The 13,627-nt window shown below is 44.4% G+C and carries 9 protein-coding genes; all 9 read right to left on the reverse strand.

Annotated features, from left to right (window positions below):
* Positions 1-26: 26 nt before the first annotated feature.
* Positions 27-1,574, reverse strand: coding sequence for a bifunctional phosphoribosylaminoimidazolecarboxamide formyltransferase/IMP cyclohydrolase (gene purH, locus ABKJ27_RS09140; RefSeq protein ID WP_410011744.1), 1,548 nt, complete (start codon positions 1,572-1,574; stop codon positions 27-29).
* A 200-nt stretch (positions 1,575-1,774) separates the two neighbouring features.
* The gene (gene purN, locus ABKJ27_RS09145) at positions 1,775-2,320 is read right to left on the reverse strand and encodes a phosphoribosylglycinamide formyltransferase (RefSeq protein WP_000717514.1); all 546 of its coding nucleotides are present in this window, start codon (positions 2,318-2,320) and stop codon (positions 1,775-1,777) included.
* Positions 2,317-3,339, reverse strand: a complete 1,023-nt coding sequence (purM, locus tag ABKJ27_RS09150; protein ID WP_410011745.1) for a phosphoribosylformylglycinamidine cyclo-ligase — start codon at positions 3,337-3,339, stop codon at positions 2,317-2,319. The genes purN and purM overlap by 4 nt, the downstream gene beginning before the upstream one ends.
* A gap of 39 nt (positions 3,340-3,378) precedes the next feature.
* Positions 3,379-4,821, reverse strand: coding sequence for an amidophosphoribosyltransferase (gene purF / locus ABKJ27_RS09155; protein WP_000220647.1), 1,443 nt, complete (start codon positions 4,819-4,821; stop codon positions 3,379-3,381).
* Positions 4,822-4,914: 93 nt separating this feature from the next.
* Entirely contained in the window at positions 4,915-8,640 is a 3,726-nt protein-coding gene (locus ABKJ27_RS09160) for a phosphoribosylformylglycinamidine synthase (protein WP_410011746.1), read from the reverse strand.
* A 67-nt stretch (positions 8,641-8,707) separates the two neighbouring features.
* A complete protein-coding gene (locus ABKJ27_RS09165; protein ID WP_078228447.1) occupies positions 8,708-8,851 on the reverse strand; it encodes a phosphoribosylaminoimidazolesuccinocarboxamide synthase in 144 nt (47 codons plus the stop codon).
* Between the two features lies 1 nt (position 8,852).
* Positions 8,853-9,560, reverse strand: a complete 708-nt coding sequence (gene purC / locus ABKJ27_RS09170) for a phosphoribosylaminoimidazolesuccinocarboxamide synthase (RefSeq protein WP_237447385.1) — start codon at positions 9,558-9,560, stop codon at positions 8,853-8,855.
* Positions 9,561-9,729: 169 nt separating this feature from the next.
* Positions 9,730-11,079 carry a competence pheromone export protein ComB gene (gene comB, locus ABKJ27_RS09175; RefSeq protein ID WP_410011747.1) on the reverse strand — a complete coding sequence of 450 codons (1,350 nt, stop codon included), beginning with the start codon at positions 11,077-11,079 and terminating at the stop codon, positions 9,730-9,732.
* A 12-nt stretch (positions 11,080-11,091) separates the two neighbouring features.
* A complete protein-coding gene (gene comA / locus ABKJ27_RS09180) occupies positions 11,092-13,245 on the reverse strand; it encodes a peptide cleavage/export ABC transporter ComA (RefSeq protein ID WP_410011748.1) in 2,154 nt (717 codons plus the stop codon).
* Between the last annotated feature and the right edge of the window lie 382 nt (positions 13,246-13,627).

Below are 13,627 nucleotides of genomic sequence, written 5' to 3' on the forward strand. Positions count from 1 at the left end.
GAAACTGTTTTCTTTCCTTTACGTTCTTAATGTCTAAAATGTCTCACGCCTGTGAAGACCATGGTCAAGCCGTATTTATCAGCAGCTTCGATGGATTCCTGATCACGGACGGACCCACCTGGCTGGATGATAGCCTTGATACCTGCTTTGGCGATTTCTTCCACATTATCCGCAAATGGGAAGAAGGCATCGGAAGCAAGCACAGCGCCGTCAAGACGGTCTTTAGCTTGGTCAATGGCAATACGAACAGAAGCCACACGGTTGGTTTGACCTGGGCCAACACCAAGTGTCATGTGGTCGTTGGTGATGATGATACCGTTCGATTTGACGTACTTGATAGCCTTCCAAGCGAACTCAAGAGCTGTCGCTTCTGTCTCTGTTGGTTGGCGTTTGGTCACCACTTGCCAATCAGCTGGGCTTTCTTTCACTACGTCTTGGTTTTGCACAAGGAGACCACCAACTACACCTGTATATTCTGCTTCCACTTCGCTAGCCTCTTGAGCGTCAAATGGCAAGGCAAGGATACGCAAGTTTTTCTTTTTATTGGTCAAAATAGCTAGCGCCTCATCCGTATAGCTTGGTGCGATGATGATTTCAAGGAAAACGCCGTGCATCTTCTCAGCTGTCGCAGCATCCACCTCACGGTTAAGAACGACAATTCCACCAAAGATAGACACTGGATCAGACTCATAAGCGTAGTCCCAAGCAGTCTCGATGTCATCAGCTTGACCAATTCCACATGGATTCATGTGTTTGAGAGCCACAACGGTTGGACGATCTTTGAAGTCACGGATGATACGAATGGCAGCATCCGCATCACGGATGTTATTGAATGACAATTCCTTACCGTTAAGCTGTTTGGCTGAAGCAATCGAGTAGTCAGTCGGCAAAGCTTTCTGGTAAAAGTCTGCATCTTGTTGAGGGTTTTCACCGTAACGCATGGCTTGCTTGAGGTCATAGGTTAAAGTGAGCTTTTCAGGCTTACTTTCTCCGACTTGAGCTGTGAAATACTCTGCAATCAAGGCGTCATAAGCTGCTGTGTGACGGAAAACCTTGGCTGCCAAACGTTGGCGAGTTTCGTAACTTGTTTCGCCGTTAGCTGCCAATTGTCCCAAAACCACAGCATAGTCAGCTGGATCTACCACAACTGTTACGCTAGCATGATTTTTCGCAGCTGAGCGAAGCATAGATGGCCCACCGATATCGATGTTCTCCACCGCATCAGCATAAGTCACATCTGGTTTGAGGATCGTTTCCTTGAAAGGATAAAGGTTGACCACTACAAGGTCGATAAGCTCAATTTGGTTCTCCTTGGCTGCTTCCAAGTGGCTATCCAAATCACGACGAGCGAGGAGCCCACCGTGGATATTTGGGTGTAGAGTCTTGACACGACCGTCCATCATCTCTGGAAAACCAGTCACATCATCAATAGCAATGGTGTCCACCCCAGCATTGTCAAGGGCAACCTTGGTCCCACCCGTCGAGATAATCTCCCAACCAAGTTTTTTAAGTTCTTGGGCAAATTCAACAATGCCCGCTTTATCTGAGACGCTGATTAAGGCGCGTTTAGTCATGTTTTTTCCTTTCATTTTCAAACTCTTTACCTACGCATTTTTCGATTCATAAAATATAGGGAGACGATTACCAAGACTCCCAAAATTACTGTCAGTAAAAATCTCCCCCAATAGGGAATCTCTGGGAAGAAAAAATTTACCAGTAAACGTAGAATGATTACCAAGGTAATCAAGGCAAGTGTTTCCAACCATTTTTTCATTTACTTGTCCAACAATTCTCTAATAACCTCTGGATACAACTTGTACTCTGCCTCATGAATGCGAGTTTCAAAGCTTTCAATGTTATCATCAGCTAACCTTGGCACACGGACTTGTTTAATGATTTTACCAGTGTCCACACCAGAATCTACCCAGTGAATGGTCACGCCGCTCTCTGCAACGTCAGCATTCCAAGCGTCCTCAATCCCATGAGCTCCTGGAAATTCTGGCAGGTAGGCTGGATGAATGTTGATGATTCGGCCTTCATAAGTCGCCAATAAGGTTGGCCCAACGATTTTCATGTAGCCTGCTAGACAAACCAGGTCAATCTGGTGTTCTTCCAAGAGTTCGACAAGGGCCGCTTCGTAGTCTGCCTTGCTCTCAAACTCCTTGAGTTCAAAAGCATAGGACAGAACGCCGAGCTTATCTGCACGTTCGAGCACATAGGCGTCACGATGGTCTGAAAAGACAAACTCTACTGGAAATTGTTCCGCTATCACCTGAAAATTTGAGCCATTACCGGAGGCAAAAACCGCTATTTTTTTCATTTGATGATGACACTTTCGTTTTCTTTCTTGACGATACGACCAATTTCATAGACTGGTTCATCCAACAATTCCTTGACACGACTTACATTTTCAGGGCTAACTGCTAGCATAAGTCCCACACCCATATTGAAGATTTCAAACATTTCTTCATGCTTGATTTCACCGTATTTTTCAAGGGCTTTGAAGATTGGCAAGACTGGAACTTTTTCTTCTTCGATTTCTGCTGCTAGGTTTTCCGCAAACATACGAGGGACATTTTCGATAAAGCCACCACCTGTGATGTGGGCAATGCCGTTGACTAACTCTTCCTTGATGAGTGGCAAAACAGCCTTGACATAGATACGAGTCGGCTCAAGAAGAACTTCCTTGAGTTGCTTGCCTTCCAATTCTGGCAAAACTTCCTCACCTGTGTAGTCTGCAAAGACACGACGAACCAGAGAGTAACCATTGGAGTGAATCCCACTTGAAGCAAGTCCGAGAAGAACATCTCCCTCTGCCACTTTTGAACCGTCAATGATTTGAGATTTTTCAGCCACACCGACCGCAAAACCTGCCAAGTCATAGTCATCTGCGCCATACATACCAGGCATCTCAGCTGTTTCCCCACCAATGAGGGCAGCGCCTGCCTGCACACAACCTTCTGCCACACCAGCGACAACTTGTTCTAGCTTAGCTGGTTCATTCTTGCCAGTTGCGACGTAGTCAAGGAAATAGAGGGGCTCCGCACCTGCAGCGATGATATCATTGACACACATGGCCACACAGTCCTGACCGATGGTATCGTGCTTGTCGTACTTGATAGCCAGCATGAGCTTGGTTCCGACACCATCAGTTCCTGAAATCAAGACGGGTTCTTTAACCCCAGTCTTTGAAAGGTCAAACATACCACCAAAGCCACCCAGAGCTCCCATGACACCTGCACGCTCCGTACGAGCCACGTGCTTTTTAATCCTTTCAACAACTTCATAACCCGCTTCAACGTCTACACCAGATTGAGCGTATGCATTTTTATTTGCCATTTTATTTTTCCTTTTCTTTAATGGAGAATCTTCAGTAACTCACTTGTAAAAACTGGTCTTTTCTTCCAAACTTCGACGATAGTCTTCTTCGTAGTCGTAGAGAGGTGTTGGGTAGTCACCGTCAAAGTAAGCGACACAGAGACCGCCATTTGGTGCATCTGTTTCAATCCCAATCGAATCAATCAATCCTTCAACAGAAAGGTAAGTCAGACTGTCCGCACCAATGATTTGGCGAGTTTCTTCAACAGTATGATTGGCCGCAATTAGCTCCTGACGGGTCTGGATATCAATTCCATAGAAACATGGATAAGCTAGCGCTGGACTACCAATGGCAACGTGAACCTCAGTCGCACCCGCTTCTTTCAAGAGCTGAACGATACGACGAGAGGTTGTTCCACGTACAATAGAGTCATCAATCATAACCACACGCTTGCCTTTTACAACGCCTGAAACAGCAGACAGTTTCATCCGCACCCCTTGCTCCCGCAATTCTTGAGTCGGTTGGATAAAGGTCCGTTGCGTGTATTGATTCTTAATAAGACCCATTTCGTTTGGCAAACCAGATTCTTCAGCAAAGCCCATAGCTGCGCTGAGGGAGGAATTTGGCACACCGACCACAATATCCGCCTCATGCTTGAATTCACGCGCTAATTGAGCACCCATACGTTTACGTGCCGTATGGACATTGACACCGTGGATATTAGAATCAGGGCGAGCAAAATAGATATACTCCATAGAACAGATTGCTAGCTGAGTATCATCTGTATAGCTATCATACTGGATTCCCTTGTCATCAATGATCACAATCTCACCTGGCTTCAAATCACGAATCCATTCAGCACCAATGACCTCAAAAGCACAAGTTTCAGAGGAAACCACCACCGCTCCGTTGGCCATTTTCCCGATAGAAAGCGGACGGAAGCCATTAGGGTCAAGGGCAGCAATCAACTTATCCTCAAACAACAAGATATAGGCAAAACCACCTTTAACTAGGCTGAGCGCCTCCTTGATTTTGCCCATCAAGTTCGGATTATGACTGCGACGAATGAGGTGAGCCAAAATTTCCGAATCCGAAGTCGCGCTGAAAATCGCGCCTCTTTGTTCCAGTTCTTTTTTGAGAGAGGCTGCATTGGTCAGATTCCCATTATGAGCCAAGCCAAACTGCATATCGTGAAAACGGAAGAGGAAAGGCTGGATGTTATCTACAGAAGCTTCGCCAGCAGTCGCATAACGCACGTGTCCAATCGCTCCAGTTCCTGTCAATTTATCCAAATTAGCAGGATTTCTGAAGACTTCTGATAGAAGCCCCATATCACGATGACGCTTCAATTGTCCTTGGTCATTGGAGAGGATTCCTGCCCCCTCCTGACCACGGTGCTGAAGGCTGTGGAGTCCAAAATAGGTCAATTTAGCAGCATCTGGATGTCCCCAGATACCGAAAACACCACATTCTTCATTAAGAGATTTTACTTCGTATGTCATTTTATATACCTAATTTTTATTTGTGTAGCACCAAGAGCTAAATCTACATGACTTTTACATTACTGATACTATCTATTAGAAAATCTGTAAGTATTATTTTCCAGTAAAGTATTTAACCGCTGACGCGAACAGGTGCTGGTCTTTATTTCCTGGGATGTTTTGGAAAAGACCGTCTTCATAACGTTCTGAGTGCCCCATCTTACCAATGATTTGACCGTTCTTGCTGGTAATTCCTTCAATGGCATGGACGGAACCATTCGGATTGTACTTAGAATCCATACTTGGTTTGCCGTCAAAGTCAACGTATTGGCTGAAAATTTGTCCATTGTCACGGAGCTCTGCAAATTCTTCAGCCGTCACGACAAATTTCCCTTCACCGTGCGAAACAGGAATGGCGTGGATATCACCCACTTGCACACCAGTCAACCATGGTGAGTTGGTATTGGCAATGCGAGTTTCTACCATCTTGGCCACGTGTTGGTTGGCATCATTGTAGAAGAGAGTTGGGCTAGTACTGGTGGCATCTTCAAAGTTCCCGTATGGAAGAAGGCCTGATTTGACGAGAGCCTGGAATCCATTACAGATACCGATAATCAAGCCACCACGGGCGATAAAGCTATCAATAGCTGCACGCACTTTTTCATTAAGCAGAATATTGACAATAAACTTGGCTGAACCATCTGGCTCGTCCGCAGCTGAGAATCCACCTGCAAAGAAAAGGATATTAGCCTTGCCGATGTTGTCAACCATAGTTTCGACTGACTTGACAATGGCTTCTTCATGCAAGGTCACGAATGGCACCAAGTTAACCTCTGCACCTTCTTTCTCAAAGGCCTTGGCTGAGTCATATTCTGAGTTGGTTCCTGGGAAGACTGGGATATAGACCACAGGTTTTTCAACCTTTTCTTTTGCTTTAATCACAACATCTGATACCACAGCTGGTACTTCAGCAAGTTCTTTAGCTTGAGTAAATTCTGTTGGGTAAACTTCCTCCAATTTCCCTTGGAAGGCACTGTCAAGTTTGTGTCCATCTAGCTTCACACCGTTGACAAGGAGTGTAAAGTCTGCACTTGTTTGTCCAATCTTCTCTACTCCAGCAATTTCTTCAGGTGATGTGAAGACAAATCCGCCCAATTGTGCTGTCAAAGAACTTTCAAGTTCAGACAAGGTCACCTCTGCACCGATATTATTTCCAAAGGTAGCAAGAGCCAAACTTTCAACCACACCGCCGTATTTGACAGCCGATGCAGATGTTACTTTGTGAGCCTTTTGAAGGGCTTCAAATTGAGCGAAGTTAGACTTGATAAGATCGAAGTCAATCTCTTGAGCCAATGCTTGACCTGGGATGTAGTAGATATGTTCACCAGCAACCTTAAATTCTGGAGAAAGCACCTTACGGCTATCTGCCGTCGTTACCCCAAAGGCAACTAAGGTTGGTGGCACAGTCAATTCTTCAAATGTACCAGACATAGAGTCCTTACCACCAATAGATGGTAGACCGAGCTGAATCTGAGCTTCGATAGAACCTAGAAGCGCTGCTACTGGCTGACCAAAACGCTCAGCTTGTTTGTCCATGCGCTCGAAGTACTCTTGGTAAGAGAAACGAGCCTGAGACCAGTTTGCACCAGCAGCAACCAATCGAGCAGTTGCTTCGATCACCGCATAGGCAGCACCGTGGTATGGAGACCATTCAGCTACATATGGATTGAATCCTTGGGCCATGACTGACGCAGTATGGGTCACACCGTGTTGAACTGGTAATTTCTGCACAGATGCCTCAGTTGGTGTGAGTTGGTAACGACCACCAAGTGGGTGATTAACCGTGGAGCGTCCAACAGAGCAATCAAAGATAGTCTGTAATCCTTTTTGACTCGCATGATTCAAATCAGATAAAACCGCAAGTGTATCAACTTCAAGTGTGTTAGCAGATGTTTGACGTTCTTCTGGAAGCTTGACATCCTTGTCCACAACCTTAGCATCGACGACCACACGCACACCATTGGTGTCAAGGAAACGACGCTCCAAGTCCACGATTGTCTCTCCATTCCAGTGCATGACTAGATTTGGTTTTTCAGTTACTGTCGCAACCACGACAGCGTCAATATTTTCTTTATTACATTCTGTAACGAAGGCATCTACGTCTTCTGGACGAACCACGACCGCCATCCGTTCTTGAGATTCAGAGATGGCAATTTCAGTACCATTCAAGCCTTGGTATTTAAGAGGCACCTTGTTGAGGTCGATTTCAAGACCGTCCGCCAATTCACCGATAGCCACACAGACACCACCAGCACCAAAGTCATTGGACTTCTTAATGAGACGAGTGACATCTCCATTACGGAAAAGACGTTGAATCTTACGTTCTTCGATGGCATTCCCTTTTTGAACTTCAGCTCCAGCAGTTTCCACGGACTCAACCGTTTGAACCTTAGAAGAACCTGTCGCACCACCGACACCATCACGTCCAGTCTTACCTCCAAGAAGGATAATGACATCACCAGCTTCCGGTTTTTCACGGACAACATTGCCCTTAGGAGCCGCTCCGACAACAGCACCTAGCTCCATGCGTTTAGCTACAAAGCCTGGGTGGAAGTATTCACGAACGTAGGTTGTTGCAAGTCCAATCTGGTTACCGTATGAAGAATAACCATGAGCAGCTGTTTTAGAAATAACCTGTTGTGGCAATTTCCCAGCACGCGTTTCCGAAATCGGTGCTGTAATATCACCAGCACCCGAGATACGCATAGCTTGATAAACGTAGGAACGACCTGACAATGGATCACGAATGGCTCCACCGATACAGGTAGCAGCCCCACCAAATGGTTCAATCTCAGTTGGGTGGTTGTGAGTTTCATTTTTAAACATGAGGAGCCAAGGTTCCTTGATACCATCAACGTCCACTTCGATTTCTACTGAGCAAGCATTGATTTCGTCTGACACTTCCATATCATCCAAACGTCCATTAGCACGCTCATAACGACCGAAAATAGTTGCCATATCCATCAAGGTTTGCGGTTTTTCAGAACGCCCCAACTCGTCGCGCATAGCGATATATTTATCATAGGTTGACTGCAATTGCTTTTGGAATTTAGAAGCTGAAAAGTCGATGTGTTTCAACTCTGTCTCAAACGTCGTGTGACGGCAGTGGTCAGACCAGTAAGTGTCCAAAACCTTGAGTTCTGTTTCCGTCGGCACGCGCCCGATTGACTTGAAATAGTCTTGGATAAAGAGTAAATCATCCACTTCCATGGCCATCCCTTGCTCGGCCTTGTAGCGAGCAAAGTCTTCTGCTGTATAGCTTTCAAAGAAAGTCAATTTAGGAATGGTCTTGTCTGACTCTGAAAATTCCTGCTTGGCAATCCCTGTCGTGATGTCCTTGAAACGAGAATCAACTGGGTTGAGCAAGTAATTCTTGACTGCTTCCAACTCAGTCGCATCAATATCTTTATTGACTAAGTAAAGTTGTGCTGTATTAACTGTCACATCACTCGAACTTCCTAGTAAAAGCAAGGCTTCCTGTGAAGAAGCCGCACGTTGGTCAAATTGACCAGGCAGGCTTTCAATGGCAAAGAAAGCATAGTTGGCAAGATCCGCCTGCACAGCCGCTTCGTCCAAAACATGGTCTGTCACCTGCTCAGAGAAAATGTGTTTCTCTGCAGGCGCAAACAAGCCCTCTGCCAAATCAAATACATCATACACTTGCACGATGCGAATACTTTTCAAGCTTGAAAGTCCCAAGTTGTGCTGGAGTTCTCTCACCAAACTCTCTGACTTGACCTGAAAATCAGCCTTTTTTTCAACAAAAATACGTTTATCCATCAATTCTTATTCCTTTATTTCAGCTCTTGCAATGTTTCCAAATGACCTTGAGAATCTTGCAAACAGATTATTTCAAACCCTGTAACTTTTCCCAAACAATCTCATAAACATCTGTTAATTCACCTAGTCCTCTACGGAGTGAAAAGGTCTGAGGGACCTTTTCAGCCTGAGTCCTTTTAGTTGAGAGACGAAGGTTTTCCGTTGCAAACAGATTATTTCAAACCTTGCAACTTCTCCCAGACAACTTCATAAACGTCTGTTAGCTCCCCCAATCCTCTACGGAAAACATCCTTATCCATGTGGTTGCCATCCGCATCCCATAAACGGCAGTTATCTGGTGAAAATTCATCTGCTAAGATAATCTTGCCATCCTTATCAAAACCAAACTCTAGCTTAAAGTCAATCAACTTAAGCCCAATCTCAGCAAACCAGACTTTCAAGAGTTCATTGATTCGACGAGTTTCTTCCTTCAAGTAGGAAATCTGCTGGTCATCCGCAATCTGTAGGAATTTCACATGTTCGTCATTGATAAACGGGTCATCCAAATCATCATTTTTGTAGTAAAATTCGACAATCGGAGTCTCAAATGCAATACCTTCGTCTACGCCAAAACGTTTTGAAAAGGAACCAGCTGTATAGTTGCGAAGCACGACTTCCAGAGGAATAATCTTAACCTTTTTATTGAGTTGTTCCGTGTCTGAAAGTTTCTCCACAAAGTGAGTCGCCACACCAGCCGCATTTAATTTCTCAAAAATAAAAGATGAAATCTGATTATTCAACACTCCCTTACCTGCAATCTGCTCCTTCTTAACACCATTGAAAGCAGTCGCCTGGTCCTTGTAAGTTGAAATAATAAGATTTTCATCCTCAGTTGTATAGATATCTTTAGCTTTTCCCGAATAGATCAATTGTTTTGACATTTTAAAGTTCGCCTTTCGTATTACTTGAGCACATTCTACCATAAAAAACCTAAAATTACAAGAATTTAACCGAATAAATAACGTAGTGTCCTCAAAAATCATACAGAAAAAACTGCAAGAAAAAGATTTCTCACAGTTTTAAAATAATTTAACGCTAAAAAAACGAACATTACTCTTTGTTCAAAAATTGATCTAAATAATAACGTAGGTAACTTTTCTTGCCCGTAATCATCTGCAGGCGACCTTCCACCCCGTACCGAAGTTTTTCAGCCTGCTCCGAAGTTAGATTAGTCTCCGCCTCGATTTTAAAGAAATTCCCTTTTTCAGTCTTAGTAGCTGTCGCATCAATACTTGTAATAGTAGAATCTAGGAAAAGTTGATTCTTGGCATCATGAGTCGTCGTATAGCGAACAGAATCACCTACCTTGATCCTTGCTACATCCTTTGAACTAAGATAAGCTGTTAGTTTGGCTTTGCCTTCTCTTTCCAAAGATGGATAGAGTTGAGCTAGTAGAGCCCCCTCTGCTACCATGGTAGAATCACTGGTCTCAGGATTAAGATGAAGCACCCCATCCTCACTCGCCGTAATTTTCCCCTTGTCTAAAAGATTTCCCTGTACCTTCTTACCTGACTCCACCTCCAAGATTTTCTGGTCTAGAAGGGTCAATTCCTGACCAACCTTTGCCAAGTGTTGGGATTTGAGAGACTCCAATTGACTGCTTAAACCAGACGCATAGGCTTGCTGGGTACCTGAACCCGCATACTGGACACGGTAAGTAGCAAGACTAGATTCTAACTGAGAAAGCTGCGCTTCAACCTGCGCAACTGCTTGGGCCTTAGCTTGCGGATTTTCCTCAACCTGAGACTTATAGGACTGGTAGAGAGAGTAGGCTAGATTCTGACTGGCCAAGGAAGCACCTGTTTCAATAGCTGACTTAGCTGTCTGGTAATCGCGAATTTTAGCCTCTGTTTGGCTGATGAGGTTGCCGATTTCGGCTTGGGTTTGGCTAGCTGCTGCATTCTGGGACGCGATGGTCTCATTTTGTTGCGATGTACTAGCCCTAAGACTACCTGCTTGGCTGATGTAGTCACGAAAGGTGGCTTGGTAGCCAAACTTATCCTCCTCTGGAAAGTAATCAGTCCCTTCTTGCAGGCTCTTTTGCAAATATTCCAATTGCTTTTTTTGATCCTTGAGCATGTCCAACTGACTAGCATAGGCCTCCGCTTGGACACCCTCTGCCCCTTCTTGATATTGAACCAGAAGCTCCCCCTTCTTAACCAGCTTATTTTCTTCCAAATGATTGATAAGAATGCGATTGTTGCTAGTAGACTGGATACTTGCAAGAATACGACTAGGCTCGACAGTCGCTCTTGTAGACAAACTCATCTCCTTCTCTGCAAATGTTGCAAATCCAAGTAAAAACAAAAGCAGAAGGGACATGGGTACAATCACCCGACTGGAAAAATTATGATAACGACGATTATAAAACTCCGCACTTTCTAAAAATTCTGGTTTCATCCTCTCCTCTTTCTAGCTATTGACCAAATGGGCGTAAAAGCCACCATGTGCAAGCAAATCAGCATGCTTTCCTTCTTCAACAATCTTGCCCTGATCCAAGACAACAACCTTCTCTGTCCGCTCAGCAATAGTCAAGCGGTGGGCGATGAAAATCAAGGTCTTGTCTAAAGCCATGAGATTATCGACAATCCGCTTCTCTGTCAAAATATCCAAACTGCTGGTCGCCTCATCCAAAATCAAGACCGGCGCATCTGTCAAGAGAGCACGCGCCAGAGCGATTCTCTGACGTTGACCACCTGAAATCCCTGCCCCATCCGAAGTCAATTCTGTCTGGTAATTCAGTGGCATACGCTCGATATCCTCCCGAATCTCTGCCAACTCGACCGCCCGCAAGATATCCTCTTGAGTCGTTCCCTCCTTTGCTCCCAAAAGAAGATTCTCCAAAATCGTTCCGTTAAAGACATAGGGCTGTTGAGGAAGATAGTTGATATACTGGCGCAAGGCCTTTTTATCAATCTGATTGAGATTGACACCACCCAGACTAATCTCTCCCTGACTTGGATCATAAAAATTAACCATCATCTTGGCCAAGGTCGTCTTACCTGACCCTGAAATTCCCACAAAAGCCACTTTAGAACCTTGGGGAATAGTCAAATTGATATCCGACAAGACATCTCGACCATAGCCATACTTGTAATGAACCTGCTTGAAGGCCATATCTCCCTTCATCAAGCTCAAGTCCTCGACCGTTTTCTTCTCCTCAAACTCAGAAGCTACCAGATAAACTTCATTTAGACGGTTATTGGCAACCTGCGCTGTCTGAAGCTTGGTTTGCAGGTTGATGATATTTTCCAAAGGATTAGTAAAGTAAACCAGCAAGGTATTATAGGTAATCAACTGCCCCAAACTCATCTTGCCATCCATAACCAGAACAGCCCCCATCCAGAGAATGCCGACATTGAGTAAGAGATGGGCAACTTTTTTCAGAGCCTTTTGCTGACTCTCTGCCCGACTATAGGTGAAGGATTTTTTCAGATAGTCCACAAATTCCTTGTCAATCTTTTGGTAACGCTGACTTTCACTGGTCAAGGACTTGATAGTCTCAATACCGTTGATATCCTCAATGATAGAAGAAGACAGAACCGCATTGGCTTCCATGGTATCCCGATTCATCTTTTCAAACGGCCTCATAAAAGCAAAGATAATCACTGTATAGATAGGAAGTGCCAATAAGGTCATGAAAAAGAGATTGGTATTTTGCGAAAATAAAACAAGGGAAATAATGACAACCGTTGACACATCTAGGAAAATCGAAAGAATGGTCGAAGCCAGCGCATCGATGATACTATTAGCATCCGTGAAACGAGACACGATTTCCCCTGTCCGACGTGTCGCAAAAAAGGACATAGGTAGGTGAAAAACATGCTTGATATAGGACAAAATTACGTCAATCGACAAGCGTTGCCCCAAAACAAGTAAGAGATACTCCTGAGCGTAAGACAAGACCTGCTGGAGAATATAGACGATAACCAGCCCAATAGAAATGATCCCCAGCGTCGAACGCATCTGATCTGGCACATAGGTATCAATGATAGACTGCAGATAATAAGAACCCACAATATTAATCAAGGTTACCAAGAGTGTCGCCAAAACGATATTAGCAATCAAGCCACGCTGCTTCACTAATATAGGAATAAAAGAGAGCAGACTATTCTTTTGATCCTTATGAGGCTTGTAGTCTGGACTAGGTGCCATAAAAAGCGTCACTCCTGTCCATTCTTCCGCAAAACGCTCACGTGGCAGTTTGGTCAATTTCACCCCAGGATCTGGGTCGGCAATATGAATGCTATCCTTATCCTGCCCAGTCACCACATAGTAGTGGAGCAATTTTCCTTCCTTAAGAACATGAGTAACAAAAGGAAAAGTCAAATCTGGCAAGTCAAAGAGCGTCATATCCGCCTTAATGGCCCGCGTCTCAAAGCCAATCTCCTCTGCCACCTTGACCAATCCCAAAGCCGTCGTCCCATCCATAGTCGTCTTGGCCAATTCTCGCAAGTGAGCCAAAGAATAATAGCTACCATAGTAGCCAAAAACCATAGCCAATGAAGCTACACCGCAGTCCATCTGATCCACCTGCGGACGATAGTGACGTTTCCCAAATTTCATATTCATCTCCTTTTTCCTAATACTCAATGAAAATCAAAGAGCAAACTAGGAAACTAGCCGCAGGCTGCTCAAAACACTGTTTTGAGGTTGTAGATAGGACTGACGAAGTTAGTCACATATATACGGCAAGACGACGTTGACGTGGTTTGAATTTGATTTTCGAAGAGTATAAACTCATCTGATAACAACTATCTTACCCCAATCCCCAAACAAAAACTGAACTTCCTTCCCAAATGCGCCTATCTACCTCCCAAATGCACTTTTTGGATAAAAAAATAGGCAGAACAAACGTCATGCCTACTAAAAATATGGTATGAAAGGAAATTGATGTTTTACTGTCACCCTAGGCAAGCTTGGAACAAATAAATCATTGATAGTAACA

Source organism: Streptococcus sp. KHUD_011, assembly GCF_046352925.1.
Lineage (GTDB): Bacteria > Bacillota > Bacilli > Lactobacillales > Streptococcaceae > Streptococcus.

Excerpts from the sequence above, each read along its gene's own strand:
- purH (WP_410011744.1), bottom strand. The coding sequence starts at position 1,574 with ATGACTAAACGCGCCTTAATCAGCGTCTCAGATAAAGCGGGCATTGTT.
- purN (WP_000717514.1), bottom strand. The coding sequence starts at position 2,320 with ATGAAAAAAATAGCGGTTTTTGCCTCCGGTAATGGCTCAAATTTTCAG.
- purM (WP_410011745.1), bottom strand. The coding sequence starts at position 3,339 with ATGGCAAATAAAAATGCATACGCTCAATCTGGTGTAGACGTTGAAGCG.
- purF (WP_000220647.1), bottom strand. The coding sequence starts at position 4,821 with ATGACATACGAAGTAAAATCTCTTAATGAAGAATGTGGTGTTTTCGGT.
- ABKJ27_RS09160 (WP_410011746.1), bottom strand. The coding sequence starts at position 8,640 with ATGGATAAACGTATTTTTGTTGAAAAAAAGGCTGATTTTCAGGTCAAG.
- purC (WP_237447385.1), bottom strand. The coding sequence starts at position 9,560 with ATGTCAAAACAATTGATCTATTCGGGAAAAGCTAAAGATATCTATACA.
- comB (WP_410011747.1), bottom strand. The coding sequence starts at position 11,079 with ATGAAACCAGAATTTTTAGAAAGTGCGGAGTTTTATAATCGTCGTTAT.
- comA (WP_410011748.1), bottom strand. The coding sequence starts at position 13,245 with ATGAAATTTGGGAAACGTCACTATCGTCCGCAGGTGGATCAGATGGAC.